24 protein-coding genes are annotated in these 26,193 nt (G+C 61.9%); 9 read left to right on the top strand and 15 right to left on the bottom strand.

The genetic code is table 11. The features are described 5' to 3' along the window. Window positions 1-90: 90 nt before the first annotated feature. The 8 genes from EJ076_RS13085 to EJ076_RS13050 all read right to left on the bottom strand — a co-directional run bounded on the left by EJ076_RS13085 (window position 91) and on the right by EJ076_RS13050 (window position 9,066). Entirely contained in the window at window positions 91-1,134 is a 1,044-nt protein-coding gene (locus EJ076_RS13085; RefSeq protein WP_109661589.1) for an NAD(P)-dependent alcohol dehydrogenase, read from the bottom strand. 46 nt (window positions 1,135-1,180) lie between these two features. Continuing rightward, the gene (locus EJ076_RS13080; RefSeq protein ID WP_126068118.1) at window positions 1,181-2,812 is read right to left on the bottom strand and encodes a molecular chaperone GroEL; all 1,632 of its coding nucleotides are present in this window, start codon (window positions 2,810-2,812) and stop codon (window positions 1,181-1,183) included. Window positions 2,813-2,889: 77 nt separating this feature from the next. Continuing rightward, complete coding sequence (locus EJ076_RS13075; RefSeq protein WP_126068117.1) at window positions 2,890-3,687, bottom strand: iron-sulfur cluster assembly protein; 798 nt, start codon at window positions 3,685-3,687, stop codon at window positions 2,890-2,892. Between the two features lie 5 nt (window positions 3,688-3,692). Then, window positions 3,693-4,715, bottom strand: a complete 1,023-nt coding sequence (locus EJ076_RS13070) for an amidohydrolase family protein (protein ID WP_126068116.1) — start codon at window positions 4,713-4,715, stop codon at window positions 3,693-3,695. Between the two features lie 73 nt (window positions 4,716-4,788). Continuing rightward, the gene (locus EJ076_RS13065; RefSeq protein WP_109661584.1) at window positions 4,789-5,160 is read right to left on the bottom strand and encodes an MmoB/DmpM family protein; all 372 of its coding nucleotides are present in this window, start codon (window positions 5,158-5,160) and stop codon (window positions 4,789-4,791) included. Window positions 5,161-5,176: 16 nt separating this feature from the next. Beyond that, on the bottom strand, window positions 5,177-6,235 hold the full coding sequence (locus EJ076_RS13060; protein ID WP_126068115.1) for an aromatic/alkene monooxygenase hydroxylase subunit beta: 1,059 nt from the start codon (window positions 6,233-6,235) through the stop codon (window positions 5,177-5,179). A gap of 47 nt (window positions 6,236-6,282) precedes the next feature. After that, window positions 6,283-7,344 carry a 2Fe-2S iron-sulfur cluster binding domain-containing protein gene (locus tag EJ076_RS13055; protein WP_126068114.1) on the bottom strand — a complete coding sequence of 354 codons (1,062 nt, stop codon included), beginning with the start codon at window positions 7,342-7,344 and terminating at the stop codon, window positions 6,283-6,285. 54 nt (window positions 7,345-7,398) lie between these two features. Next, window positions 7,399-9,066 (bottom strand): aromatic/alkene/methane monooxygenase hydroxylase/oxygenase subunit alpha, encoded by a 1,668-nt coding sequence (locus EJ076_RS13050; RefSeq protein ID WP_091583952.1) that lies wholly within the window; start codon window positions 9,064-9,066, stop codon window positions 7,399-7,401. Window positions 9,067-9,631: 565 nt separating this feature from the next. Here EJ076_RS13050 and EJ076_RS13045 point away from each other — a divergent pair. The 4 genes from EJ076_RS13045 to EJ076_RS35200 are packed head-to-tail and all read left to right on the top strand — an operon-like array spanning window position 9,632 to window position 11,772. Further along, window positions 9,632-10,105, top strand: coding sequence for a hypothetical protein (locus EJ076_RS13045; protein WP_126068113.1), 474 nt, complete (start codon window positions 9,632-9,634; stop codon window positions 10,103-10,105). Further along, window positions 10,102-10,425, top strand: coding sequence for a hypothetical protein (locus tag EJ076_RS35205; RefSeq protein WP_164548629.1), 324 nt, complete (start codon window positions 10,102-10,104; stop codon window positions 10,423-10,425). The genes EJ076_RS13045 and EJ076_RS35205 overlap by 4 nt, the downstream gene beginning before the upstream one ends. A gap of 13 nt (window positions 10,426-10,438) precedes the next feature. Further along, window positions 10,439-11,566 carry a WD40 repeat domain-containing protein gene (locus tag EJ076_RS13040; RefSeq protein ID WP_164548628.1) on the top strand — a complete coding sequence of 376 codons (1,128 nt, stop codon included), beginning with the start codon at window positions 10,439-10,441 and terminating at the stop codon, window positions 11,564-11,566. A gap of 32 nt (window positions 11,567-11,598) precedes the next feature. Further along, the gene (locus tag EJ076_RS35200; RefSeq protein ID WP_164548627.1) at window positions 11,599-11,772 is read left to right on the top strand and encodes a hypothetical protein; all 174 of its coding nucleotides are present in this window, start codon (window positions 11,599-11,601) and stop codon (window positions 11,770-11,772) included. Between the two features lie 62 nt (window positions 11,773-11,834). On the opposite strand, the gene fghA is transcribed toward EJ076_RS35200, so the two are convergent. From fghA to EJ076_RS13005, 7 genes are all read right to left on the bottom strand, one after another. Beyond that, a complete protein-coding gene (gene fghA / locus EJ076_RS13035; RefSeq protein WP_126068111.1) occupies window positions 11,835-12,698 on the bottom strand; it encodes an S-formylglutathione hydrolase in 864 nt (287 codons plus the stop codon). An 86-nt stretch (window positions 12,699-12,784) separates the two neighbouring features. Next, window positions 12,785-13,606, bottom strand: coding sequence for a carbohydrate ABC transporter permease (locus tag EJ076_RS13030; RefSeq protein WP_126068110.1), 822 nt, complete (start codon window positions 13,604-13,606; stop codon window positions 12,785-12,787). A 2-nt stretch (window positions 13,607-13,608) separates the two neighbouring features. Continuing rightward, a complete protein-coding gene (locus tag EJ076_RS13025; RefSeq protein ID WP_126068109.1) occupies window positions 13,609-14,475 on the bottom strand; it encodes a sugar ABC transporter permease in 867 nt (288 codons plus the stop codon). Between the two features lie 56 nt (window positions 14,476-14,531). Beyond that, window positions 14,532-15,857, bottom strand: coding sequence for a sugar ABC transporter substrate-binding protein (locus EJ076_RS13020; RefSeq protein ID WP_126068108.1), 1,326 nt, complete (start codon window positions 15,855-15,857; stop codon window positions 14,532-14,534). A 53-nt stretch (window positions 15,858-15,910) separates the two neighbouring features. Then, window positions 15,911-17,458 carry a putative N-acetylmannosamine-6-phosphate 2-epimerase gene (locus tag EJ076_RS13015; protein WP_126068107.1) on the bottom strand — a complete coding sequence of 516 codons (1,548 nt, stop codon included), beginning with the start codon at window positions 17,456-17,458 and terminating at the stop codon, window positions 15,911-15,913. A gap of 68 nt (window positions 17,459-17,526) precedes the next feature. Continuing rightward, on the bottom strand, window positions 17,527-18,276 hold the full coding sequence (locus tag EJ076_RS13010) for a GntR family transcriptional regulator (protein ID WP_126068106.1): 750 nt from the start codon (window positions 18,274-18,276) through the stop codon (window positions 17,527-17,529). A 130-nt stretch (window positions 18,277-18,406) separates the two neighbouring features. Next, a complete protein-coding gene (locus EJ076_RS13005; protein WP_126068105.1) occupies window positions 18,407-19,192 on the bottom strand; it encodes an IclR family transcriptional regulator in 786 nt (261 codons plus the stop codon). A gap of 107 nt (window positions 19,193-19,299) precedes the next feature. Here EJ076_RS13005 and EJ076_RS13000 point away from each other — a divergent pair, with 107 nt between their 5' ends. From EJ076_RS13000 to EJ076_RS12980, 5 genes are all read left to right on the top strand, one after another. Continuing rightward, window positions 19,300-20,391, top strand: a complete 1,092-nt coding sequence (locus tag EJ076_RS13000; RefSeq protein WP_245463039.1) for a succinylglutamate desuccinylase/aspartoacylase family protein — start codon at window positions 19,300-19,302, stop codon at window positions 20,389-20,391. Further along, entirely contained in the window at window positions 20,381-21,319 is a 939-nt protein-coding gene (locus EJ076_RS12995; protein ID WP_126068104.1) for a threonine/serine dehydratase, read from the top strand. The genes EJ076_RS13000 and EJ076_RS12995 overlap by 11 nt, the downstream gene beginning before the upstream one ends. Window positions 21,320-21,478: 159 nt before the next feature. Next, window positions 21,479-22,498: a sugar ABC transporter substrate-binding protein gene (locus EJ076_RS12990; RefSeq protein WP_126068103.1), complete on the top strand. Its 1,020-nt coding sequence runs from the start codon at window positions 21,479-21,481 to the stop codon at window positions 22,496-22,498. Between the two features lie 116 nt (window positions 22,499-22,614). Beyond that, entirely contained in the window at window positions 22,615-25,173 is a 2,559-nt protein-coding gene (locus EJ076_RS12985; protein ID WP_164548626.1) for an ATP-binding cassette domain-containing protein, read from the top strand. Next, the gene (locus EJ076_RS12980) at window positions 25,170-26,189 is read left to right on the top strand and encodes a Gfo/Idh/MocA family oxidoreductase (protein WP_126068102.1); all 1,020 of its coding nucleotides are present in this window, start codon (window positions 25,170-25,172) and stop codon (window positions 26,187-26,189) included. Before EJ076_RS12985 ends, EJ076_RS12980 begins: the two co-directional genes overlap by 4 nt. The last annotated feature ends 4 nt before the right edge of the window (window positions 26,190-26,193 follow it).

Raw genomic sequence — 26,193 nt, 5'->3', positions numbered from 1 at the left:
AACCCATGGCATTTGAGCCATGGGTTGGGGAGTTGTGGCCGATAAGATCAGTCTGCTGGCCTGCTTCCACGCGCAATCCGGCCGGATGCCTCAGGGCACGATGACGCCACGCCCGGTGAACCGACGGTTCTTGAAATCGTCGAGGGCGGTGTTGATGCTGGCGAGATTATATTCGGTGTAGTGCATCTTCACCTTGCCGTCGGCGTTGAGCTCCATCAGTTCGACAAGCTCGGTGAAATTGCCTACCAGGCTGCCGCCGATGTTGATCTCCTCGATGACGAGATGTGCGGTCGGCACGTTTATGTTGCCGCCATAGCCGACGACGAACAGTTGCCCGCCCTTGCGCACCATCTTCCAGCAGATGTTCTCGACGCCGAGTTCGCCGACGAAGTCGATCACCACATGCGCACCGCCGCCAGTGATCTGGGCGACCTCCTCGACAACGTTCGGCCCCCCGTCGAGCACGAAGTCGGCGCCCAGATCCCTGGCCAGAACTTGCGCCGCCGGCTCGCGATCGACGGCGATGATGCGGCAGCCCGAGATCGCATGCAGCGATTGCAGAGCGATATGGCCAAGCCCGCCTATGCCGAGCAACACGCAATAGCTGCCTGGCCGCAACAGCTTGGCGGCGCGTTTGGCCGCACGGTAGGCGGTGATGCCGGCATCGGCCAGCGGCGCCACCTCGATCGGCGTGATGTTGGCGTTCAACTTGATCAGCGAGCGTTCGCTGGTGATGAAATACTCGGCGAAGCCACCATTCATGCCAAGGCCGGGGAATTGGCCGTTGTCGCAATACATATCCTCGCCATGGCGACAGTTGAGGCAGATGCCGCATGAGCGGAAGGGATGGCAGATCACGGCGTCGCCGCGCTTGACCGATTTGACGCCGCTGCCGACTTCCTCGACCCAACCGGCATTCTCGTGGCCCATGATGTAAGGCAACAGCGTACCTTCTGGATCCATGGTCGGCTTCCACACACCCTCGATGATGTGCAGGTCGGTGCGGCAGAGGCCGGCGGCACCCACCCGCACGATCACCTCGTCGGGAGCGGTGATTGTCGGCGCCTTGACCTCCTCGATCTTGAGCTGGACGTTCATCTTCGGGTCGTACTCGTAGAGTCTGGCAGCTTTCATGGCTGTGTCCTTTCAACGTCGAAATCGTTCCGTCGGAATTGTCGCCTCAGGCGCGGCCGAGTTTTTCAGAGCCGCCGCCACGTGCCGGTCCGGCCGTCGGATCCTCGTCCTCGGCAAGATCGCCAATCAGCGTTTCGGTGGTCAGGATCAGGGTCGCCACCGAAGCCGCGTTGGCAAGCGCCGTGTAGGTGACGCGGACGGGGTCGATGATGCCTGCCTCGAACATGTTCTGGTATGCGCCGGTTGATGCGTTGTAGCCGTAGCCGCCATTGATGCGGGTGACCTCGGTCACCACCGCCTCAGGATCGGCGCCGGCATTGGCGGCGATGCGCCACAGCGGCCGCGACAGAACCGAGCGCACCAGGCGCACGCCCTCGGCGACATCGCCGTCGACGCTGGCCGCCACCTTGTCGAGCAGCGGCGCGATCTGGGCGAGCGCCGAGCCGCCGCCGGCGACCACGCCCTCCTCGGACGCGGCTCGCACCGCGTTCAAGGAATCCTCGATCAGCTGGATGGTCCGCTTCTGCTCGACCGGCGTGACGCCGCCGGCATAGAGGATCGCGGTGCCGCCGGAGAGCTTGGCCAGTCGTTCGCGCAGCTTGTCCTGGTCGATGTTGGGCGGCGAGGCTTCATACTGCCGCTGCACCTGGGCGCGGCGCGAGGCGATTGCGGCATGGTCGCCGCCGCCACGAATGATCGAGGTGTAGGACGAACTGGTCTTCACCCGGTCGGCCGTGCCGAGATCCTCTGCGGTGACATCCTCCAGCCGGCCGCCGAGATCGCGCGCGATCACCTTGCCGCCGGTGATGATGGCCAGATCCTCCATCATCGCCTTGCGCCAGTGGCCATATTCCGGCGGGTGGACGACGAGATATCGTCCCGGTCCCTGTTTGCCAAGCAGCGTCACCACCACTTCCGGCGACATTTCTTCGGACACGATCAGCAGCGGCCGGCCATCCTCGTCGGCGATGCGGCGAACCGCATCGAGCTGCCCGGGTTCCTTGATCTTGAGGTCGGTCATCAGGATGTAGGGCCGTTCGAGAACAGCCTCCATCTTCTCCTGATCGGTCACCATGTGATGAGAGAGGTAGCCGCGTTCGAAGGACATGCCCTCGACGACATCGAGCGTGGTCTCGGTGGTGACGCTGAAGTCGGTAGTGATGACGCCTTCGGCACCCACCCGCTGATGGGCTTCCGCCACCAGCGCGCCAAGCTTGGTGTTGGTCGCCGCGATGTTGGCGACCGACGCCAGAATGCCGTTGCCCTTGGCGGGCTTGGCCGAAGCCTTGAGTGCCGCCACCACCGCCGCCACGGCGAGGTCGATGCCTTTGCAGAGATCGACGGACTTCACGCCGCGCTCATTCGCCTCGACGCCGCCCTGGATGAGCGCGTTGGCGAGCACGATGGCCGTCGTGGTGCCGTCGCCGGCAATCTCGTTGGTCTGCATCGACACTTCACGGACGACTTGCGCGCCCATGTTTTCGAAACGGTCGTGCAGTTCGATCTCGGAGGCGATGCTGACGCCGTCGCGGGTCACCATCGGCGTGCCGATCGGACGGTCGATCATGGCGTTCATGCCTTTGGGGCCGAGCGTCGGCTCGACGGCGGCTGCAAGCCGGAAGACACCCCGGGCGAGAGCCCGGCGGGCCTCGGAATTGTGAAGCATTATCTTGGGCATGATTCCTCCTTCCGCCTTACGGGCGGGTTGTTGGTTAGGGGCCTCGTGCGGGGGAGGCCGTTGTTGTCGGCTCTGCTTCAGGCGGTCGGCGCGGTTCGTGCCGGCACGCGATCCATGATGAAATCGACCAGCGTCGGTTCGCCGTCGACCACATCCAGTTCCTTGTATCGGGTCTGCTTGAGCCCCCGGCACAGCGCGCCGTTGAACTCCATGTTGATGCGCACACCGCGCAACTCGGCGAGGTGGGCACTGAGTGCGGTCGACGGGATTTTCTGTCCTTCCCAAGTCATGAACACAGGATCGTCGGCCCGGCGGTCGGGAAACCGCTCGAGCAGAGCCGCACGATATCGCGACTTCTGTTTGGCCGCCTCGCCCGGTTCGAACCGCGCGACGTCGTATGCCGGCAGGTCCATGCCGAGGATTTCCCGATCGGTCAGACCGTGCTGCCGCAGGCCGCGCAAGACTGCCTCCTGGCGCCGCTTGAAGGCCTTCATCGCGAAGGTTTCGCGCAAGCCGCCGAGATCCTGATCCTCGGCAAGCAAGGCGAAGATATCGCCGAAACTTTTGCCCTCTGCCATGCCGCGATTAACCTCTTCGGCGAACATGTGGTCGTGCAGCTTGACGCGATAGGCAGGCTTCCAGGAGAGCTGGTCGAGCGCCTTGCGGACGCCGTCCAGCATCAGGAACGCGAAGTTGGGTGAGCACCAGTAAGTCGGCAGGCGGAAGTCGATCTCCACGCTGCCATCGCCTGTCACCTGCGCCCGCTCGATGAAGCCCATCTCGGTGACGGGTTCGTCGAGTTCCGGATCGTTGACCTCACCAAGGCGCCGCCAGAGTTCCTTCTCGCGGCCGCCGGAAACATTGGCGGTTGCCATGGCTCCTACTCCGCCGCGATGCTGAAGGGCGAGCTGGCAAGCGCCTTCTTCTTGGCTTCGATGTCGATGTTGTAGAGACGCGCGGCGTTGAGGCCGAGGATCTTCTCCTTGATCTCGTCGGTCAGCTGCACACCCCGCTCGGCGGCGATGTCCTCTGGGATCTGATAGGCCCAGAATTTCTCGACCAGCCAGCGCGGCGTCCAGATCGCGTAGTCGGAGCCGAACAGGATCTTCTCCGGCCCAAGCCAGAACAGCAGCTCGGCGATGACCTCGCCGAAATAGCGCGGCCGCGCGTGGATGAAGGGCAGTGCCACCGCCAAGCCGCCATAGACATTGGTTTCCTGCGTCGCGATCCAGCAGAAATCGTCGAGGCGCGGCAGGCCGCAATGCTCGATGATCCAGTTCAGGCCCTGGAAATCCGTCGCCGCGTGGTCGACGTCATGAACGTCGAACGCATCCTTGCTGAGCGGCAGGATGGTCGGGCCCTTGTGGACGTGGATGTTCCGGATGCCGAGCTTGTCGCAGAGTTCGAAGCACTTGTAGGCATCGGGATCGGTGAGCTTCCAACCCTTGGAAGCGCCGTTCCATTCGGCCGTATACATCTTCACGCCCTTGACGTCGTAGGTCTCCTTGAGGAAGTGGATGTATTCAAGCGCCTTCTCGCCGTCGCGCGGATCGAAGGCGCCGTTGACGATGAACCGCTCCGGATAGCGCTTGGCCACCTCGGCGTTGCGCTCGATCGTGTTGAAGCCGTTCTTGTAGAAGTCCTTCAGATAGGTCGACTGGACGATCGCCACATCATCGGGCCCGTCAATGAACAGGTCGCGATAGAGGTCGTCGGCGCTGTATTTCTCGAACTTGCTCTTCTCCCACAGCTGGTCCTTCGGGCTCAAGCCCGTGTGATAGGCATAGAAGCACTCAATGAACTGCTTGCCGTGGATGTTCTTCTGGTTTTCCGGGCTGCCGTCCCAGAAATGGGTGTGGCCGTCGACCACGAAAATGTCCTTGCCTTCCGGTGTTCTGTACATGGTTGCCTCCGCAGCAATCGCGTTGATCGGTTCGGCGCCCCGCACCCAGCGGCGCGCCGGATTTTTGGGGCGCCTATTCGATGTATTCGAACATCTCGTCCATGTTGCCGAACAGGATCACGGTGTTGTCGTCGATGCGCACCATCCGCCCGTAGTGGGTGGAGCTGTTCACCTCAAAGGTTTCCGCCGTCATCTCGCGGCCGAGATATTCGCTGATCTCGTCCATCTTGAAGATCAGCTTGCCGGTGCCATCGATGCGGATCATCGCCGGTTGGTAGGTGACGGTTACGTTCGGCTTAAGGCCCATGAATTCGGCGATGGCCCTGGCCTCGACCGAGTCGTTCATGGTGACGCCGCACTGGTGCGAAATCGTCTGCTCGAAGGTGATGTCCTTCATCGCCTTGAAGATGTTGGAATGCGTTGCGTCGCGTGCTGATAATGACATGACGATTTCTCCTGTTTCAGCGCTTGAGGCCGAGTTCGCCGAGGATCTGGCCAATCCGCTCTTCGGATTTGGCGCGGACATCGGCGAAGGCGACCGGCTTGGAATGCGGCATCGACCAGATCGGCTGCAGGCCTGTGGCTGCCTTGTCGGCGAGCGCGCCGTGCTTCTTGACCCAGCCCTGGAAGAGCTTCTTGTTGGCGGCGCCATGCTTCTCGTCATTGGCGAGGAGATGCATGAGGTCGATCGTGTTGGCGAGGTTGCGCTCATAGTCGGCCTCGGCCGCCGAAATCACCGCCGGGGTGATGAAGTCATGGTTGGCGGCGGCGATCTGCATCAGGAAGCCGGAGCGGAACACTTCGCCCACCAGCGGCTCGAAGACGATGTTGATGGCGAAGTATTGCTCGAGATAGTCGGTCGCGCCCATGATGGTCTCGACCGCTTCGCGCGTGCCTTGCCAGTTCTTGTCCTCGAGCCAGGCCTTCTTGCCGAGCTCGTCGTCCCAGTCGGGAAGGTCCATGCCGATCTCGGCAAGGTAGAGCGTGATGTCCTGGGCAAGCCGCAGCTTGTAGGACGAATTGGTCAGCGTCGCGTTGTTGATCATCTGGGTGTAGCCGTAACGCTGCGCCTGCATCAGCGAGGTGCCGAGTCCGAATTCGGCGTGTTTCCAGGCGCCGAGCTGCGTCTGCAGGATCTTGACCCAGGCCTTGTCGAAGGTCTTCGGGGTGCCCGACTTGCGCGCGTTGTTGATGACGCTCTGCACCATCGTCTCGATCTTCGACTGGCGCTGGTAGTGCGTACGCTCCCACTCCTGGTCGGGAGCGCGGAAGGCATGCCAGTTGGAGCTCTGCGCGGCGGTGTTCTGCTTGACATAGGCGCCCTTGCCGTCGGCAAAGGAGATGATCCAGTCCTGGATCAGGTAGCGTTCCGGGTCGGGCTGGACGTCGACCGTCATGTCCTCGTAGTGAGTGGCGCGCTGGCCTTTCGGGTCGAAATACCGGTATTTCCGGCTGTCGGAGTCGGCGAAGATTGCCGCGCCGGCGGCTCCTGATCCGACTGAACTCGAGGTTGCAGGCATAGTCTCTCTCCCTTGTTGCAGTTGTGGTTGGCTGTGCGTGGCCGCCCTCAATGGGCCGGCGTTGCACCTGCCGATGTGGTGAACTTGTCGAAGAAGATCCGCTCCGTTTCGAAGCCGTTCATGAACAGGACCGGCTGCAGCGCATCGATCATCGGCGGCGGGCCACAGGCATGGACATCGCCCTGCCCGTCGACCGCCAGTTGCTTGAGCACGGCGTCGACACTCTGGTGCACGAAGCCACGTTCGCCTTGCCATTCGGCGTCGTCGTTCGCGTGCGACAGCACGGGAATAAAGGTGACGTCGGAATGATTGCCGACCAGCTCGGCGATCCTGTCGAGATAGAACAGGTCGTTGCGGGTGCGGGCGCCGTAGAAGAAATAGACCGGACGTTTCTCGCCGCTCTTCAGGTGATCGTTGAGGATCGACCAGATCGGCGACATGCCTGAGCCGGCGCCGACAAGGATCAGGGGTCCTTGCCGTTCGTCGCGACGGAAGCAGGTCCCGTAGGGTCCGACGACGGTGACTTCGGCTCCGGCCCTGATTCCTCCGGAATCGAGTTCTCCCGAGAACTTTCCCTCAGGGTATTTTTTGATGATGAAGGAGAGTTTTTCGGTTTGGTCCGGCGTATTTGCCATGGAGAACGAGCGCGTAATCGTCTCCCCTTTTTGCGTGGTAACCGTGATGTCGACATATTGCCCCGCCCAGAACTTCATTGGGGAGCCGAGTTCGATCTCGATGCCGCGAATGTCGTGGGTCAGCTGCTCGATGCGAGCAATCCGGCCCTTGTACGTCTTCACGGCGATCGCTTTCGCCAGAATCTCCTCGTCGTAGTTGAGAAGCTCGACTTCCAGGTCGGAGAAGGCGATGCAGCGGCACAACAGCACGTGGCCGCTTTCCTTCTCCATGTCGTTCAGCGCGAAGGTCGAGTATTTCAGCATGTCGACTTCGCCTTCGAGCAACACGCTTTTGCAGGCCGAGCATTGCCCTTCCTTGCAGCCGTGCGGCAGGGCGATGCCTTGGCGGAACGCGGCGTTAAGCACCGTTTCGCCATGCTCGACGTCGAATTCGACGCCGACCGGGCTGAGCCTGACCGTGTGGGTTTCCGACATACGGACCTCCAGTGAAAGGAAGGGGCGGAACGAACCCGCCCCCCTTTGGCCTGATCAGTTGCAGGGGTTGATGGTGAAGCCCTTGGCGTACTCCGCCAGGTGCTTCTCGCGGTCCGCGGGCGACATGGCACGCAGCGCATTGAGCGGCGATCCGAGCGTGTTGCCGCGCACATCGTCGAGCGTCCACATCTCCTTGTCGTCGAAGCGCAGATGCGGCTGCGGAACCAGCGTCTTGCCGTCGGAACGGACGAAATTCAGGTCCTTGATCGCATCGGCCAGATCCCAGCCGTCATAGAGCGTCTCCCACTCGCGCTTGCCGCTGAAGCGGCCCATCGCGGGCGTCGGCCGGCCCTGATACTCGTCGGCGAAGGCAACCGTTGCGGTCCACTTGTCGAGTTCGTGGGCGAAGGTATGGAGCTGGCCGTCGATCTCGCCGACCACCATGTCCTCGCGGATCAGGCAGGGAACGAGGCAGGACCAGCAGCGGTGCGGGTAGACGTAGCCGACGTCGCTGTTGAACAGCAGTACCTTCTCGCCCTTGTGGCTTAGCTTGGCATACCATTTCCAGAAATCGCCGAACTCGGCGTACCAGCCTGGATATTTGTGCTCGAACCACTCGAAGTCCTTGTCGGTCTGGGCTTCGATGCGCCAGAAGTTGACTGGCCAGCCGACCGCGAAGAACTGCCCGACCTTGTGGACGTAGTTCTTCTTGGTGATGCGCTCCCATGCCGCCTGGACGTCGTCGTGATGAACCTTGATGCCGTATTTCTCAAGCGGCAGCATGTAGGTGCGATAGTAGTCTTCATAGATCCAGCGGTGCCACATTTCCGCGTAGGACTCCTTGTTCTTGTCGCGGTTGGTGGTGCCGTATTCGATGAAGGTGCCGATGGCGGCATCGACGATGGCGTGGTTCTGCCAGAAGGCGTAGCGCAGGTCGCGCTCGAGCAAGAGGTGGTTCTCTGGCTCCTTGAGTGCTGCCATCAGCAGCGAGTGGCCATTGCCGATATGCCGGCTTTCGTCAGACTGCACCGACAGGAACACGGTCGGCAGCGCGTAGTCACCGTTGCGGGCGGCTTCCGAAGGCATGGCGACGAACAGCGTGTTGGTGAAGGCGGTCTCGGCCACCACGGTCAGGTACATGCAGGCGGCGGTCATCGTGTCGCCGGTGATGAAGCCCTCGGCGAACTGCCGGCCGATGGTGGTGGCGTAGCATTTTCCGAAGGCTTCCTCGGTGATGTCGAAGCCGGCCGGATCAATGTAGTTCTCCATGTACCATTTCTTCAAATTCATCTGGATCGTCGAGTGACGAAACTCGTCGATCATCTGCATGGTGAAGCCGGTTCTGAGTTCCTCACCGGGCGCGATGCGGGCAACCATCGCCATCGAGCGGGCAGCCGAGATTTCCGGGAAGGGAATGATGGCCAGGAAGAGCTTCATCCACTCGACCCAACGCGGCTCGACGTTGCGGAACATGTCGCCGCGCAATGCCGCATCGAGCGCGCCGTAGACGCGGTTGTCCTTTTCTTCCTGCATCGGGAAATACGACCGCAGAACCTGCTTCATCGGGTCGCGCGGCGTCTTGTTGATCTTGTAGTCGGTCGGAAACGTCATCGCTTCCTGGACGTAGGAAGGATTCCAGCCGAGATCGGCAATCTTCTTGGTCGCCTCGCCGACGGAGATTCCGCGTTGCGAGGTAATCTTGTTGAGCGTCAGAGACGTCATGGTCATAAGCCTCCACCAGGTTTGAGCCGCAGGTCCCTTGACCCCGGCATGAAGCGGCACACAGCACCGCCAGTGAGAGTGCGAGCGGCACGACAAAGGGTTGCGCATCGAGGCGCGACTCATGGTCCGGCCGTTCAAGTGGATCGCGGCAAAGGTTTTCGAGGTGTTTTGGCAGAGACCCGCGGCGCCAACCGCATGTGCGATGGGCGTATCGAAGCGGTCTCTGCTTCCTCCGTTCCTTCGTTCTTTTGGCACCGCGTCAAAAGCGCGATGGGCTTCTTGTGAAAAGGTACAAAGCAAGCGGCGTGCCAATTTGAAAATAGCACCCATGGCCGGGGCTCAAAACAAAATCGCTGATCTTACAACACATGAGAATACGGCCAACTGTAACGTTCTTTTACAGTCGTAACGTACGCCTGTAATATTTATCGTCTATTCGCAATCGCAATATGTTTAGTTAGCACTCGCAGCAAATACGAAAACAAAAATCATCTATTCAATTCTACGTCTTTCTCTACTATTTGAAGGCGACGCCCATGGACGGGCCTCGCGCTGGAGAGAGACAATGCCGAGCGATAGAGACAGTCGGGGGCCGCCCGAGCCAATGTCCAGCCAGGCCGATGGCGTCACCGGCGATCTTGTCAGGCTGATGCCCCGCGATCTGGTCTTTGTCATGCGCTTCATGGGTGAGAGCCAACATCGCCTGCAGAGCCACTTCCAGGACTTCATCCGGGCCGAGCTTGCCGCCGGCGGCGTCACCACGGAAACGCATCCGATGATCCATCTGTTCATCGAAAACCACGCGATCCTGTTGCGGGACTTCGTGTTTTCCGGCGTTTCGCTGACGCGCCAGTTCCGCGTCGACGAGATCGAGCGCCTCACCGGCGACACGACATCGATGATCCGCGTCGACATCTGGGATCAGCTCAAGAGCCACATCGAGACGGCCGAAAAACAGTTCCAGTCGCAGGCCGGCACGTTGCCAAAATTGCTGTCGGCCTTCGAAAAGCCACCCGGGCCTTTGGGGAGCAAGAAATGACAGGAGGATCCGATATCGCCAGGCGTGACGCGCTGCTCGCCCGCCGGCTCGATCTGGTCGCCAATGTCTCCGCGCTTACCGCCGAGGCGCTGCGGCTCAATCAGAAACGCGCCGGCATCGAGATGGATGTGCTGCGCCTCGAGCTGGAAATCGGCAGAAACGGCGCCAGCGAGCAACTGGTGCGAGACTTGCTTGAGGCAGAGCAGAGCGCGGCGGCGGTCATGCAGGCGTGCGCGGCGTGCGAGGACCGCATCGTCGCGGCGGAAGGCGATGTCGAGGACGTCGATCGCCAGCTGGCCGCAACGGCGAACAAGGATTGACGGGAGAGACGGCATGAACCAGCAGACGATGCAGAACCTGACTTTGTTCGACCTTCTGGCGCGGAGCTGGCGTCGCCCGTCGGCGATCGCCGATCTGCGCTTCAGCACCGATGGCTCGGCTGTTGCCTTCACCTGCGTGGATGGAACGATCGCCATTGCCACGGTCGCGGATCACGAGCCGCCGGAAACGCGGATCAGGGTGAGCAACGATCTCGGGCAGACGACGATCCGCCCAAGGGAAAAGCCACCCGTCCCGCTGATCGCAACAGCGGGATTCGGAGATGGCGATGTCCCGATCACCGCCGATGCGCATTCCGGCTTTCTGGTCGGAGCGGCCAGCGGCGATGTGCTGCATCTGGCCGCCGACGGTGAAGCAGCGGCCCCCTTAGTCAGGATCGACGGACCGATCGTGGCCATCGACCACAGCGCCAGGACGGACATGACGGCCATCAGCAATGGGCATGATGTCTTCCTGTCGCGCGGCCAAGGCGGCGCAGTGCAACTGAAACATGCCGTGACATCGTCCATGGACGCCCTTGCTTTCTCACCTGGCGGGCGTCGCCTCGCCTGCGGTCTGGATGAGGGACTATCGATCTGGTCTGTCGAAGGTGACCCCGCCTTGATACGCGATGTCTCTTTTCCAGCGCGCCCGGTGTCGATCCGCTGGAGCAGGGACGGCACCTGGCTGGCCTGCGGGCTCGAAACCGGAGGCCTTGCTCTGGTCAGCGTGGCCGATGGCCGCGCTGACATCGTCGCGGGATTTCCATCGCCGGTGCGGACCGTGTGCTGGAGCCAGCCGGCGAATGCGCTGTTTGCCTCGGGCGCCTTCCGGATCGCCGGCTGGTCGATGACCGCGCCGCCGGTTGGCGGCGAAACCTCCGGCGCGCTCGAGACGGGTCGCACGGGACTGGTTCTGGTCGAAACGGTGGCGGCGCATCCGCAGAAGAAACTGATTGCGGCCGGTTACGCCAACGGCCGTATCACCGTCGCCCAGATCGGCGCCCGCGACGAACTCCTTGTCAGGCCTTTGGGCAGCGCGGTCACCGCGCTTGCCTGGTCCGGCGACGGACGACATCTGGCGGTGGGCGCCGTCGACGGCAGCGCCGCGATCGTCACCTTTCCAGCGCAGATGTTCAAATAACGGACGCAGTCCGCATGAAACAGGAGGATGAAATGCAGACCGAACTCACCGCCGAAGACGAGAGCAAGGACGAGTTTTTCGAACGACTCGCCAAATTGTCGGAAGAAATGGTTGCCAAGCATGGCAAGGATTTCAGCATGGGAGCCTTGGTGCTCGCCGCCCGCTGGATCGCCGAAAACCGCGTCGGCAAGCTGAAGACGAACTGAGCCACCGAGATTGTCCGTCCTCAGGCGACGAGACGAAATGGACAGCGTGGCGCGCGACCAGGCTATGCGCCGGCTTTTGCATCAGACAATCTTTTGGCGTGCCATCTCAGATGGTCGTCCATGAATGTCGAAATGAAGAAATACGAGTGATCGTAGCCGTCCTGCATTCGCAGTGTCAGCGGAATGCCGGCCTTGGCGCAGGCTGCTTCCAGAAGCCAGGGCCTCAGCCCATCATTGAGAAATCCGTCCGAGCTGCCCTGATCGATGAAAAACTCTGGAAAACGGTGTCCATCCTCGATGAGCGAGGTGGCGTCGTAGCTGCGCCACGAGGCCTCGTCCTTGCCGACATATTTTTCGAAGGCCGGCCTCGACCAGCCGGCGGTGGCTGGCTGCACGATCGGCGCAAACGCCGAACAGCTTTTGAAGCGTTCCGGATTTTTCAGCGCAATCGTCAGCGCACCGTGGCCACCCATCGAATGGCCGAAGATTGCCTGACGCCTCATGTCGGTCGGAAACTCCTGCGCAATCAAGGCCGGCAGCTCCTCGGTGATATAGGAGTACATGCGATAGTTCTTCGCGTAAGGTGCCTGAGTCGCATCGAGGTAGAAGCCGGCGCCGCCGCCAAACTGCCAATTGTCCTTCTCGTCAGGAATATCGGTGCCGCGGGGACTGGTGTCGGGACAGACGACGATCAGGCCAAGCTCCGCGGCCATCCGCCTGTACTCGCCCTTGTCCATCACATTCGCATGGGTGCAAGTGAGACCAGAGAGGTACCACACAACCGGGCAAGGTGTTTCACGGGCCTGCGGCGGCACGAAAACGGCAAAATTCATGTCGCAGGCGCAGGCCTCCGAAGCATGGGAATAGACGCCCTGCACGCCGCCATGCGACTTGGCAGCGGAGATGACCTTCATCTGTTCTGACATGTGCTTCTCTCCGCCAATTTCAAACGCCAACCACGGTCGCTGTCTACGGCATCGGTTGGGATCGCGGCAACCCTGGTGCCACCGAGTTAGCCTTTGACCGCTCCAGCGGTCATCGATCCTGATATCTGCCGATACATCACAAGACCCAGCAAGGCCGGCGGCAAGGCGCCCAGCATCATGACCGCGGAAGCGGTTCCCCATTTTACGCCGCCGCCGCTTGCGGCGAAAAAGAAGGAGGCGCCGACCGTCATCGGGACGGCACGACTGGTTGTCAGCATGAGGCCGAAGAGGAATTCGTTCCAGGCGGTGATGAAGCCGAAGATGAAGGTTGTGACGAGCGCCGGGCGGATGACCGGCCGGACGATCATCATCATCACCTGCAAGGAGCTTGCGCCATCGACTTTCGCGGCCTCGTCGAGTTCGACCGGCACATCGGAAATCGCGTTCACGAGGATGACAAGCGCAAGCGGCGCGTTGACGATCGTCAGGATAAGTCCAAGCCCGAGCCGCGTATCGAGCAGGCCCAGCCATTGGTACATCATGTAAAGCGGAATTGCGAAGATGATCAGCGGCACGGCGCGAAGGTTGATGACGATCGGCAGGACCAAGCGCTTTCCCGATTCGCTGCGCGCGATCGCATAGGCAGCCGGGAACGCGAGCACGATCGCAAGGCCGGTTCCGATCAGCGCTGCCACGGTGCTGTTTAGCAGATAGGCATAGATGTTGAAGCGGCTGGTCTGCGTCAGGACCTCCAGATAGTTGTCGAGCGTCGGCTGGCTGATCCACAAACCCGGGTTCGTCGAAAGCTCGCGCTGGCTTTTGAGCGATGTGATCAGCGTCACGATAATGGGGAAATTCATCGCCAGCACGGCGATGGCAAAAACGATCCAGCGCAGTGCCCTCACCATCGTCAACCCTTCCTGCGGCCGGCAAGCCGGTTAAGGCCGTGGAGAATGATGAACGACGCCAGAAACAGGACAACCGAAGCGGCGACCGCCTTGCCGATAGCCCCTTCCTTGAAGAAGGCCTGGTAGATGTAGATCGACAAGGAGGTTGTCGAGCCGCCAGCTCCACTGCCAGTCAGTGCATAGACATTGTCGAACACCCGGAAACCGTCGATGAAACGGATGAAAAACGCGATGACCAGCGTCGGCTTCATCAACGGCAGGTCGATCCACCGGACGATCTCAAGCGGTGATGCGCCGTCGAGCGATGAGGCTTCGCGCACGTCGAGCGGTATCGCCGAATAGGCCATGTAGAAGAGCAGGAAGGCGAAAGGCGTCCATTGCAGCGTTTCCACGACGACAAGGGTGCGGAAAGCATTGTTCATGTCGAGGAAGGCTGGGCTGTCGCCGAACCATTCGAAGAGATAGTAGGGGACGGGGCCTGCGAATTCATGCAGCACCAGCCGGTACATGAGACCAACCATGGCCGGCGCGACCATCAGCGGCAGCATCAACGGCGCCATCAGGACCGGACGCTTGCTCAGGAGCGGCGCCAGGAAAATGGCAAGGAAAAGACCGATCAGACATTCGGCCAACGCGGTCAAAAGACCGAAGCGCAGAGAGAACCAGGCCGAGCCCCAGAATTCCCGGTCGTTCAACACCGCGACGTAGTTGCCAAGACCGCTCAACACCGGACTGCGCAGCGTCTCGAATGTGACGGTCGAAACGGAATAGATCAGATTCACGATCGCCGGAAAGCCGAGGAACAGAAGCAGGAAGCCGACCAGCGGCGTCAGATACATCCTGCCTTCGGCACGTGTCACAAGGGCCATATCGATCCGCCAAACGCGCCGGACACCGAGCCTCCACCCGGCGTCCGGCAAATGGTTTATTTCTTGAGGAGGTCCTGCATGCCCGCCTTGGTGTGGGCGAGCGCATCCTCAAGGCTCTGCTGGCCGGACCAGTAGCCGGTGAACTCCTTTGCCTGCAGCTCATAGACCGGGAGCGCACTCGCGGACGTCGCCCCGCTCATGACATAGCCGTACTTGCTGGCGAATTCGCCGAGCTTGACGAGGTCGGGACGTTCCTTCGCAACCTTGGCGACGACATCGGGAGACAATGCCGGCGAACCGCCGCTGCGCGCATAGAGCAAGGCCGCATCCTCGGTGGCGAGCCACTTCAGGAACTTGACGGCGCCTTCCTTGTTCTTGGCGTTCTTGTTGAGGCCCAGGCCAAGGCCGTGGATATGATCAGCGCGTCCGTCGGGACCTGCCGGCGGCGCGACGATGCCGGTGACCTCGGCGACGGCCGGGGACTTTTCGGTGCTGGTCAGATCCGCCGCCGCGGCATTCCACTGCAGCGCTGTCGCAGCCTGGCCGGATGCGAAGGCCGCGTTGGTTTCCGCATATTCGTAGCTCAGCGAATCCTTGGGCGAAGAACCTGCATCATAGAGCTTCTTGTAGAGTTCGAGGCCGGTCTTGTAGGCATCGGAATCCACCGTGATATTGCCGTCCTTGTCCATCCAGTCGGCGCCGTAGGAGCGCGGCAGCGACTGGAAGACCATCATGTTGAACAGCAGGTTCTTCATCTGCAGGACCGTGCCGTAACGCACCGGGCTGTCGGGGTTCACCTGCTTGGTGAAGTAGAGGGCGGTGGCTGCCCAGTCGTCCCAGGTCCAGCTGTCCGGATCCTTGGGCTGCAGCGGCTTGCCGAGATATTTCTGGGCGATTTCACCATAGGTCTTCTTGGCGGCGTCATCCTTCATCAGGGCGTCGATGAGATCCTTGCGGTAGTACATGAAGTGCAGCGAAAGGTCGGTCGGCACGCCGTATTGCTTGCCGTCGAACTGCATCGTCTTGAGAACGGATTCGCCGAAAACCTTGGCCGCGTCCGCACCAAGATCGACCGGCTCCATATAGGGCGCGTAGCGACCGATCGAGTAGGTGGCGACGAGGTTCACGTCGAAGGCACTGGATCCGGCCGCCATGTCGGCCTGCAGCTTGTCGTAAAAGCCTTCGCGGTTGAAGAACAGCAGCTCCACCTTGTCGGCATCGCTTGCCTGCTTGTTGTAGGTTTCCACGGTTGCCCGCAGTGCGGTTTCCTCGGAGCCGCCGGGCCAGCCGAGCACGGTCACGGTTGCGTTGGCAAAGGTCGGCAAAGCCGTCCCGGCAAGGAGGGTGGCCACAAGCGCAAAAGACGTCCTGTTCAGTTTCATGATCGTTCCCTTCTTTTTTGATGATTTTTGCATGGCATGACTGCGCGGCGCCGTTACCTTGCCCATTCGGCGAGGTCGGCTGCGCCGATGACGCCGGCGTGGCCTGCGAGCTTCGCCGCAACGAGATCTGAGGAAAGGCGCGATGGAACCTCGCCCAGATGCGCGCGCACCCGGTCGAGATAACCCTCGGCAAGACCGATACTGCCGCCGATGACGATCGATTTCGGATCGAGCATCATCTGAATGTCCCGGCACAGCGTCGCGACCCGCGAGGCGCTCTGCGAGACGATGGCGCCGGCCCAGGCCTCGCCCTTCAGCGCGCGCCCGAACACATCGACGGCATCGGCCTTGAAGCCGGCCTTGAGGGCTTGCGAAGCGATCCAGCGGCCGGAGGTGCTGTCTTCGAGCGGGGCCGTGTCTTCAGACAGGCCACGGATCAGACCGAAGTGACCGGCAAGGCCGGACAGCAAGCGGCCGTTGCAAACGATGCCGCCGCCAATTCCGGTCGAGATGGTCAGAAAGACGATGTCGCGGCCTTGCCCGGCGCCGAATTTGTATTCGCCCCAGGCGGCCGCCTGGGCATCGTTGAACGCACAGACCGGCTTGCCGAAAACAGCGGATGCCCTTTCGACCAGCGGGTAGCCATCGGGAATGCCTAGGGTTGCCGGATTCAATGCCGACCAGCGTCCATCCTGCACCAGTCCGGTCACCGCGATGCCGATGCGATGGAAGCGGCCGGACCAGGCTGACGTGCTTTGCGCCAGGGATGCAAGCCAGGTGTCGGGTCCAGCCTCTCGCGCGGTCGGCACGATCATGTCCTCGATCACCGTGCCGCCGCTCACCAGCGCGGCCATGGTCTTGGTTCCCCCGATGTCGATGCCCAGGACGGTGGGGCCCAGGACAGTTGGGCCAAGGACGGTTTGCGCGCCTCTCGCCGCATAGGCGTCGGAAATCGCCTGGTGGAACCATGAGGTGACATGCTCGGTCCGGGTGATCGCCGAGCCGACAACCACGGCACAGGCGCCAGCGCGCGCGGCGGCAGCCGCCTGCTCCGGCGACCGGATACGCCCTTCGGCGATGACGTAAGGGGTCAAGGTTCGCATTTGAACGATGAGGGCGATATCCGGATCCTCCGGCTCCGGCCCGCCGACATAGCCGGACAGCGTCGTGCCGACGAAATCGACACCCGCGGCAAGGGCCCGGCGCGCATCGTCAAGGCAAGAGCAATCGGCCATGGCCAGCTTGTTCCTAGCCTTGACGGCTTTCACAAGCTCTTCGACAGGAACGGGACGGACACGGTCCGTCGCATCGAAAGCGATGATATCGGCACCCGCCTCGGCCAAGGCCTCGACATCGGCCAGATAGGGTGTGATGCGCACGGGGCTGTCAGAGAGATCGCGCTTGACGATACCGATGATCGGCACGCGCACGGCCAGGCGGGCGGCAGCGACATAGGGCACGGATTCGATGCGCAGGGCCTTGGCTCCCGCTTCAAGAGCGGCCTTGGCAAAGCCCGTCACGAATAGCGCACTGTCCATCGGGCCGCCGGGAACCGGCTGGCAGGACACGATGAGACTGTTGGCGATGTCTTCTCGCTGCATGTCGGCACTCCCCTGTCGCCATCACGATAAATGGAAAATACCAGATTACAACCAGTTCATAACTGGTATTACCTTTGCAGCTCGAAGACGAAGTCGTAGACGTCGCCCTTGTAGCGTGTCTCGCAGTATTCGACGATCTGTCCGTCGGCAAGAAAGCAGCGGCGCTCGGTCATCAGCAGCGGTGCGCCCGCCTCGCAATGAAGGTGTTTTGCATCTTCCAGCGACGCGCCGCGCGAGCGCATGCGCTGGATTGCCCTCTGAGGCAGGAAGCCGCGTGCATCAAGCGCTTCATAGAGGGAATCCTGAACCATCTCGGGCGAAGGAAGGAAGCGAACCGGCACGGCCGAGACCTCGACGGCGATTGGCGCGCCATCGGCTGTCCGCACACGACGCATGCGCACCACATTGGCATTGCCGGCAATACCCAGGGCCATCATTTCGGCTGGGGATGGACGGCTTATCTGCCTGGAAAGCCATAGACATCCAGGCTTCAGGCCGCGCGCTAGAATATCCTCCGAAAAGCTCGTCAGCGTCGAAAGCGATTTTTCGACCCGCGACCCAATCTCGGTTTTGGAACCATGCCGGCGATTGAGCTGCCCTTCCTCTTCGAGCAGTGCCAGAGCTTTTCTCACGGTGACACGCGAGATCGACAGGGCTTCCGCCAGAACCCGCTCGCCCGGCAGAACCGCGCCGGCTTTCAACGCATTGGAGCGGATCGCTGCCTCGATCGCCGATTTCAACCGTCTGTAAAGCGGCACATCGGACGCCGTCGCTTCCATTTCCCGACTGACAAGCCCGATCAGGTTCACGGTTGCCATTGCCCTTCCTCCTGCGCGAGAAGCACCCAGGATCAAAATATTCCTGACTGGACCTATACTGGTATTATCAATCCGGTGCAAACGGCTCGCTGGCGGTGCTTCGCGCGCGCCCTCAGCGCACCACGATCCCTCAGCGAACCCGCGGTGACAGCTTCATGGAGATGCGATCGCAGGCAGCGCGCAGGACCTCCAGAGCGTAGGCATGGCGGCTTTCACGCGTATGGCGATTGATATAAGCGACGATAATGGAGGCGACGGCGCTGCCGTCCGGTCCGATGACCGGACAGCAGATATCGGTGATCCCGACGAAGTCACGGCTCTCGCGCATCCAGTAGCCGTCCGCGCGGATGATACGAAGCTGCCTTTCCAGCGCGTCACGATCCAGCGGCACCGGGGAATGCGCCGCACTTTCATCGATCATCCGCGCCGCCACCTTTGGCGGCTGGAAGGCAAGAATCACATGGCCAGAGGTCGCGTCGGTGGCCAGACGACCGTATCCGAGGCGCAGCGTGAACGCCATGTCCTCGCCGCCGGGAACGGCCGCCGTCACGACGGTCAAGCCATGATTGAAGACGACCAGGTGCGGCGACTGATTTGAGTCCGCGGCAATCTGCGTCAGTTCGGGCATGGCGGCGGACATGAGATCCTGAGCACTCGGCGTGTGCAGCCCCAGCTTGAAAAGCTTGTCGGTCAACGAATAGGCGTCGGTCTCGGCGTTGCGCTCGATATATTGACGCTCCTGCAGCGCGATCAGCATCCGGAAAATCTCATTCTTCGAACGGCCGAGGCCTTCCGCGATCTCCTTCATCGTCAAGGGCGCCCGCGCCTCCGCCAGCAACTCCAGGACATCGAGGCCCTTGGTCAGCGCCGGGGCCGAATAGGTCGGTTTGCCACTCTCTTTTGCGTCATCTGCCATTCGAAGAATCCCCGGTGGTCCACGCACGATAGAGACAAGAAATCGGAATTGCCATTGGTTTTATATCCAAACTTGACACCATATATAAAACTGACATGATGCCCGGGATGATGAATTTCGAGGCCGAACCGATGACCGTACCGAGACCTGCAAACACTATGCGCGCGACCATCGCTCCCCGGAACAACAGTGTTTACACGTCGGTCGATTTCGATCGCGAGGGCAAGCAGATCGGTTTCTTTCATGTGCCTCAATCGCCGCACGACGATGCCTGGGGCACGGTTCGCGTTCCGCTCGCCGTCATCAAGAACGGAGACGGTCCGACGGTCCTGATCGAGGGCGGCAACCACGGCGATGAATATGAGGGGCCGATCGCGCTCGGCGAGCTTCTGCGCGAGATCGATCCACGGGATATTACCGGACGCATCATCGCGATCCCGGCCATCAACATTCGAGCTGTCGAGGCCGGCACCCGCACCTCCCCGGTCGACGGGTTGAATTTCAACCGCAGTTTTCCGGGCGATTTCAACGGCACGCTGACAAGCCAGATCGCGGCCTATGTACATGACATCCTGTTTCCGAAGGCCGACTACTTCCTGGATCTCCATTCCGGCGGTTCGTCCCTGATGATCCTGCCAAGCGCGATCATCGAGCCCTCCCCGACCGCGCAGGGCCATCGCAAGAACATCAAGGCAACGCTCGCCTTCGGGGCGCCGACCGTCGTCATGGTCGACAATCTCGGTGAAACCCGGACCTCGACCGCGTCCGCCAACCACCAGGGGCTGATCGTCATCGGCAGCGAGATGGCCGGCGGCGGCCTTGTCAGTCAGGACGCGCTGGCCATCTGCCGCAGGGGCATCCGCAATGTGCTGAAACATGCAGGCGTCCTGAAAGGCCCGCCTGACATTGCCCCTGGTGCCAACGCACGCGTGCTCAAGGTGCCCGGAAGTGAAGGCTATCTCCTGTCCGAGGAGGACGGTGTCTTCGAACCCTTGAGCCCGCTCGGCAGTGCCGTCAGCAAAGGCGACCTTGCCGGACGCATTCACTTCCTCCACACGCCGTCACGCGCGCCCATCGATCTCCTTCACCCCATCGACGGCATCGTTTTCGCCAAGCGTCAGCCCGGCCGCGTGCGTCCGGGAAACTGCTGCTTCGTGCTTGCCAACGAATATCCGGAGGCGCTGACCGATGAGCCATGAGGACATCGAAGCGGCTGCCCGGCGCATTGCCCCCTTCATACGGCGCACCCCAGTCGTCAAACTCGACCATGCCACGGGCGCAAACCTTCAAAATGATGTCTATTTGAAACTCGAATGCCTCCAGGTGAGCGGCTCCTTCAAGATTCGGGGCGCGACGAACCGGGTGAAAACGCTCGAGCCGAGCCGGATCGAAAACGGACTGGTCGCCGCCTCCGGCGGCAATCACGGCCTGGCCACCGCCTATGTGGCTGCCCAGGCCGGCGTCCCCGCCATCATCTACCTGCCGAACAATGCAAGCCCGCTGAAGGCGGAAAAGCTGCGCAAATGGGGCGCTGACGTTCGCTTCGAAGGCAATGTCTGGGATGAAGCACATGAGGCAGCATTGGCCGACGCAAAGACGTGCGGCGCCTTCTACATGCATCCCTTCGCCGATGCGCAGATCGTGTCCGGTCAGGGGACTGTGGCGCTGGAGATGGTCGACCAGATTCCCGATGCCGACATCTACATCGTCGCGATCGGCGGTGGTGGCCTCATCAGCGGCATGTCCGAAGTCCTGAAGCACGTCAAACCCGACGCCAGGATCATTGGTGTCGAGCCGACCGGTTCACCGACCCTTCACGCCTCCCTGGCTGCCGGCCGTGTCGTCCGCTTGCCCGAGATAACCACGAAGGTGGCGACCATGGCCTGCGGCCGCACCGACGAAAGCATCTACGAGATCGTCGCCAAGCACGTCGACGATATCGTCCTTGTCGAGGATGCGGACATGCAGAAGGCCGCTGAATTGCTCTGGTTCGAATTCGGCATTGCCGCCGACCTCAGCGGCGCGGCATCGCTGGCCGCGTTGATGAGCGGAGCCTTCAAGCCACCGCGCGGCGCCCGCATCGCCGGACTTGTCTGCGGCGCCGGCGTCGAAGGCCTGAATGGCTGAGGTTGAGAAAGGCCGGTTCACGGAGGACGCGGCCCTAAAGTGGATACGGCACGAGTGCCGCGGAATACCGCCGGAATGCCTGTCGCTGGGACAGTCGTCGTGCGGGACATGAAAAAGAGGCGAAGAATCGCCCTGTCGCAACAAGAGGAGAACTGAAACATGCGCATTTCCTTGAAAGCATCCATTGCTCTGCTCGCACTCGCCATCGCAACGCCCTCGCTTGCCGCGGAAAAGGTTCTGGGGCTTGCGGCAATCGACCTGCAGAATTCCTTCTTCGTCCGCATGAAGGAAGCGGGCGACGTGGCTGCCGCTGACTACGGGGTGAAATCCACCTGGCAGAGCGCCGAGGGCAGCCTGGAAAAACAGGTCAGCATCATCGAGAATTTCATCAATCAGGGCGTCAGCGCGATCCTGATCGATCCGATCGACAAGAATGCGGTCATTCCGGTCATCAAGAAAGCCGCCGCCGCCGGCATTCCGGTGATCACCATGGGTAACAAGGTCGAGGCCGGCTCGAACTACTCGACGCTCTATCCGGACTACGACAACATGTCGATGGTTGCCCGCGCGCTCGGCAAGTCGCTTGGCGGCAAGGGCGAGGTCGCCCTGCTGGTCGGTTCGCGTGGCAACTTCGTGTCCGACACCCGCGAAAAGGGCTTCGTCGAAACCCTGAAAAAGGAGTTTCCGGACATCAAGGTCGTCGGCATCGAGCCGACCGGCTGGGACGCAGCGAAGGCAACGAATGCCGCCCAGACATGGCTCACCACCTATCCGGATCTGAAAGCCATCGGCTGCATCTCCGACAGCCTTTGCCTGGCAGCCGATTCCGTTGCCAGCTCGATGGGAACCCAGCTGCTCTACGGCGGCTATGACGGCGACGCCGAGATGAAGCCGCTGATCGACGACGGCAAGATGGTGATGGACGTGCTGACCGGCGCCTATCGTGTCGGCTACTGGAACATCGCCGTTGCCGCTCGCCTGGCCAATGGAGAAAAGCTGCCGCAGGATCTCTTCATGCCGACCTATTTCGTGACCTCGGATGCGACGGCAGCGAAGCTCAAGGCGGATGGCCTCACCTTCGAATATATCAACACCGACAAGGAGGCGGTGGAAGCCAAGAACTATACCGAGCAACTCGGCCCCAAGGTTCCGGCGACCGCCATGACCCTGGCAAAGTAGCTGCCTAAAGCGGCTCAAGCGCCGGATGACATTTCATCCGGCGTCCCCTTTTCCTGACGATCGCCGTCGCCGCTTCCGCGGTGACCGCGCATGATGCTCGACAAGAGGACCGACCCATGTTCCAGTCCTGGACCTCTCCGTTTCTGCGGCGCAACGAACCGGTTCTCATCGCGGTGCTGCTGGTCGCCATCGCCGTCTTCGGCTGGATCGATCCGCGCTTTCTGTCGACCGGCAATCTTGTCAGCATCGCGCAGCAGAGTGCGGTCATCGCCCTCATCTCTTTTGCCATGACGGCCGTGATCATCGCGCGCGGCATCGATATTTCCGTCGGCAGTAACCTCGCCTGTTCCGGCATCGCCGCGGGTCTTGTCTACACGGCAACCGGCTCGGCAAGCTTGAGCCTTCTCGCCGCGATCGGTGGCGGTGCCGCGATCGGTCTGCTCAACGGAGCGCTGATCGGCTTTGCCGGTATCTCCCCCTTCATCGCGACGCTCGCCACCATGGCGTTTGCGCGCGGCCTGGCGCTCAGTCTCTCCGGCGCATCCAGCATCGCGGTCGCCGACCCGGTCCTGCTCTTCGCGGGACGCGAGACAATCGGCCTCCTGCCGGTCTCCGTCATCATCGCCGCCATCTGCCTGGGCCTCTGGTGGTTCGTGCTCAATCGCACGGTGTACGGACGCTGGATCTATGCGATCGGCGGCAATGCGGGAGCGGCGCGGGCCTCTCTGGTTCCCGTCGACCTCGTGCGCATCTCCGTCTACCTGATTGCCGGTGCGACAGCCGGGCTTGGCGCGATCCTCACCATCGGTCGCCTTGGTTCGGCACAGCCGCTTGCTGGCACCGGGCTTGAATTTACAGCCATTACAGCCGCGATCATCGGCGGCACGAAACTGTCCGGTGGCCAGGGCTCCATCTGGGGAACGGCAATCGGGGCGCTGCTGCTGGGCGTCATCAACACCGGCCTGTCCTTCCTGCAGGTGCCGCAGATCCTGATCTATTTCGTGACCGCGAGCCTCATTCTGGTGGCTGTTCTCACCAGCCAGCCAGAGAGTGTTACCGCCCTGTTCAGGACCAGTGGCCGCAAGTCCATCCCGTCACCCCGCAACAGTGCCGCGACACCGCTCGGCAAACACAGCATCGCGTTGCGCGGCGTCGGCAAGTCTTTTCCGGGCGTCAAGGCGCTCGACGGTGTCAGCTTCGCCGTCTCGGCTGGTGAGGTCGTCGGACTTGCCGGCGAGAACGGGGCGGGGAAATCAACGCTGGTGAAGTGCATCTCCGGTCTGCATCGCCCGGACGAGGGAGAGATCGTCATCGACGGCAACGCCGTCCAGTTCCACTCCCCCAGCGACGCCAAGGGCATCAGCATCATCCATCAGCATTTCAGCCTTTCGCCGGACCTAACGGTGGCGGAGAATCTTTTCATCGGCCGCGAACCGCACACCCGCCTTGGATTTCTCGACCGGGCCCGGATGCGGCGCGATGCGAGAGCCATCATGGACGAGCTGTCGCTCGATATCGACATTGCCGCGGAGCTGCGAACGCTTTCCGTCGGGCGCCAGCAGATGGTGGAAATTGCCCGTGCCGTTCTGTCCGATGCCTGGTTCTTCATCATGGACGAACCGACCAGCGCGCTCTCCAACCGCGAACGCGACCAGCTCTACGAGCTGATCGACAGACTGAGAACCCGCGGCGCCGGCATCCTCTACATCTCCCACAAGATGGAAGAGATCTTCAGCCAGTGCGACCGCGTGGTCGTTCTGCGTGACGGGCGCTTCATCGGCGAGCGCCAGACCCGCCAGACCAACGAGGCCGAGATCGTCTCGATGATGGTCGGGCGCGATGTCGGCGACATCTTCCCCTATCTCGAAACAAAGATCGGCGAAACCGCCATCGAGATCAGCAACGTCTCCAACAGCAAGCTCTTGAAGTCGGCCACGCTCAGCGTGCGCAGGGGCGAGATCGTCGCGCTCGCCGGCCTGATGGGCAGCGGCCGCTCCGAGGTGCTCAGGCTGATTGCCGGCCTCGAGACAATGCATGGCGGCACGATCAGAATTTTCGGCGCGCTGCAGGCCGGCGGTGACATCAAGGCCGCCAATCGCGCCGGCATCGTCTACATACCCGAAGACCGGCACCTGGAAGGCTTCGTCGGCGCGATGTCGATCAAGGACAACCTGTCTCTCGCCTGGATTCGCGACAACAGTTACTTCGGCCTGCTGAGACCCCGCCGCATCCTGGCTCTCGCGCGCGATCTCATCGGCTCACTCGGCGTGCGGCCGGCCCAGCCCGACAAGATGACCATCGAGCTTTCGGGCGGCAATCAGCAGAAGGTGGTCATCGGCAAATGGCTTGCCACCAAGCCGAAAATCATCCTGCTCGACGAGCCGACGCGCGGCGTCGACGTCGGGGCAAAGTCCGAACTCCATCACCTGATCGCAAAATTGAAGGCCGAGGGCGCGGCAATCCTCATGGTGTCGAGCGAGTTGCCCGAGGTTCTCGGCGTTGCCGACCGCATCGTCGTCATGCGCGAAGGCCACTCTGTCTGCACGCTGGCGCGAGGGGCGACGGAAGAAGACGTGATGATGCACGCCTTCGGTGATCGCAAGATCGCGCCACCCGCCAGCACGGCCCCGGCCAGCATCCAGCCTTGCACCTTGCCTGTAGGGAGAGCCCTTTGAGCAAACTGAAGATCGCCATTGTCGGTGCCGGCTACATGGGCCTCCTGCATGCTCAGGTGGTTGCCGCCAGCCCTGTCGCGGAACTGTCGGCATTCGTTGATCCGAATACTGCCACGGGAAGCAAGGCCGCGTCCGATTTCGGTGTCCGGCATTTCACCGATGCCGCCGCCGCGCTGACTGCCAATGCCGCCGACGCCTATATCGTGGCGGCGCCCGACACGCTGCATGAAGACGTCTGCCGCGCGCTGCTCGATGCCGGAAAGCCGGTGCTGCTCGAAAAGCCGATGGCCCACAAACTTTCGGCCGCGAAGGCGATCGCCAAAGCAGCTGAAAAAGGCGGCGCGCGCCTGTTGGTCGGCCACATCCTGCGGTTCGACCCGCGCTATTGCGAAGCCGCGGCAGCGGTGAAATCCGGGCGGATCGGCGAGCCGATCCACGGCAGCAGCGGCCGTTTCACCAATCGCGAAGTTGGTCTTCGCATGAACGGAAACTCGAGCGTCTGCTTCTACCTCGGCGTCCACGACGTGGATGCGCTGCAGTGGATCTCGGGTTCGGACATCATCGCCGTCTACTCCCGCCCGGTCGCCAAGCTCATGCCTTCGCTCGGGGTTCGATCCGAAGATGCAATCTTCTCCACCGTCGAGCTGTCGAACGGAATGAGCGGACAGCTCTACTTCGGCTGGACGCTGCCACCGACCGCTCCGACCGGCATCTGGGCCCGCACGGAAATCATCGGCACCGAGGGCATGATCGACCTCGACGTGCGCGACCACGGTCTGCGCATCCTGTCGCGGGGACAGTGGTCGCAGCCCGACGCCCTGCATTGGCCGACCGTCAATGGCCGTATCACCGGGGATCTCTTCGAGGAGGTCCACCATTTCATTTCGGCGGTTCGCGACGACACCCCCTTCGTGATGCCGGTCGGCGATGCCCTGCGCGCCGTCGCCGTCAACGATGCAATCCTGCGCAGCGTCAAATCAGGCCTGCGCGAACCGGTCGAAGACTGGCACATCTGATGAG

The sequence above is a fragment of the Mesorhizobium sp. M7D.F.Ca.US.005.01.1.1 genome (assembly GCF_003952545.1).
Classification (GTDB): domain Bacteria; phylum Pseudomonadota; class Alphaproteobacteria; order Rhizobiales; family Rhizobiaceae; genus Mesorhizobium; species Mesorhizobium loti.
This window is presented reverse-complemented; position numbering and strand designations above follow the sequence as displayed.

Excerpts from the sequence above, each read along its gene's own strand:
- EJ076_RS13085 (WP_109661589.1), bottom strand. The coding sequence starts at position 1,134 with ATGAAAGCTGCCAGACTCTACGAGTACGACCCGAAGATGAACGTCCAG.
- EJ076_RS13080 (WP_126068118.1), bottom strand. The coding sequence starts at position 2,812 with ATGCCCAAGATAATGCTTCACAATTCCGAGGCCCGCCGGGCTCTCGCC.
- EJ076_RS13075 (WP_126068117.1), bottom strand. The coding sequence starts at position 3,687 with ATGGCAACCGCCAATGTTTCCGGCGGCCGCGAGAAGGAACTCTGGCGG.
- EJ076_RS13070 (WP_126068116.1), bottom strand. The coding sequence starts at position 4,715 with ATGTACAGAACACCGGAAGGCAAGGACATTTTCGTGGTCGACGGCCAC.
- EJ076_RS13065 (WP_109661584.1), bottom strand. The coding sequence starts at position 5,160 with ATGTCATTATCAGCACGCGACGCAACGCATTCCAACATCTTCAAGGCG.
- EJ076_RS13060 (WP_126068115.1), bottom strand. The coding sequence starts at position 6,235 with ATGCCTGCAACCTCGAGTTCAGTCGGATCAGGAGCCGCCGGCGCGGCA.
- EJ076_RS13055 (WP_126068114.1), bottom strand. The coding sequence starts at position 7,344 with ATGTCGGAAACCCACACGGTCAGGCTCAGCCCGGTCGGCGTCGAATTC.
- EJ076_RS13050 (WP_091583952.1), bottom strand. The coding sequence starts at position 9,066 with ATGACGTCTCTGACGCTCAACAAGATTACCTCGCAACGCGGAATCTCC.
- EJ076_RS13045 (WP_126068113.1), top strand. The coding sequence starts at position 9,632 with ATGCCGAGCGATAGAGACAGTCGGGGGCCGCCCGAGCCAATGTCCAGC.
- EJ076_RS35205 (WP_164548629.1), top strand. The coding sequence starts at position 10,102 with ATGACAGGAGGATCCGATATCGCCAGGCGTGACGCGCTGCTCGCCCGC.
- EJ076_RS13040 (WP_164548628.1), top strand. The coding sequence starts at position 10,439 with ATGAACCAGCAGACGATGCAGAACCTGACTTTGTTCGACCTTCTGGCG.
- EJ076_RS35200 (WP_164548627.1), top strand. The coding sequence starts at position 11,599 with ATGCAGACCGAACTCACCGCCGAAGACGAGAGCAAGGACGAGTTTTTC.
- fghA (WP_126068111.1), bottom strand. The coding sequence starts at position 12,698 with ATGTCAGAACAGATGAAGGTCATCTCCGCTGCCAAGTCGCATGGCGGC.
- EJ076_RS13030 (WP_126068110.1), bottom strand. The coding sequence starts at position 13,606 with ATGGTGAGGGCACTGCGCTGGATCGTTTTTGCCATCGCCGTGCTGGCG.
- EJ076_RS13025 (WP_126068109.1), bottom strand. The coding sequence starts at position 14,475 with ATGGCCCTTGTGACACGTGCCGAAGGCAGGATGTATCTGACGCCGCTG.
- EJ076_RS13020 (WP_126068108.1), bottom strand. The coding sequence starts at position 15,857 with ATGAAACTGAACAGGACGTCTTTTGCGCTTGTGGCCACCCTCCTTGCC.
- EJ076_RS13015 (WP_126068107.1), bottom strand. The coding sequence starts at position 17,458 with ATGCAGCGAGAAGACATCGCCAACAGTCTCATCGTGTCCTGCCAGCCG.
- EJ076_RS13010 (WP_126068106.1), bottom strand. The coding sequence starts at position 18,276 with ATGGCAACCGTGAACCTGATCGGGCTTGTCAGTCGGGAAATGGAAGCG.
- EJ076_RS13005 (WP_126068105.1), bottom strand. The coding sequence starts at position 19,192 with ATGGCAGATGACGCAAAAGAGAGTGGCAAACCGACCTATTCGGCCCCG.
- EJ076_RS13000 (WP_245463039.1), top strand. The coding sequence starts at position 19,300 with ATGATGAATTTCGAGGCCGAACCGATGACCGTACCGAGACCTGCAAAC.
- EJ076_RS12995 (WP_126068104.1), top strand. The coding sequence starts at position 20,381 with ATGAGCCATGAGGACATCGAAGCGGCTGCCCGGCGCATTGCCCCCTTC.
- EJ076_RS12990 (WP_126068103.1), top strand. The coding sequence starts at position 21,479 with ATGCGCATTTCCTTGAAAGCATCCATTGCTCTGCTCGCACTCGCCATC.
- EJ076_RS12985 (WP_164548626.1), top strand. The coding sequence starts at position 22,615 with ATGTTCCAGTCCTGGACCTCTCCGTTTCTGCGGCGCAACGAACCGGTT.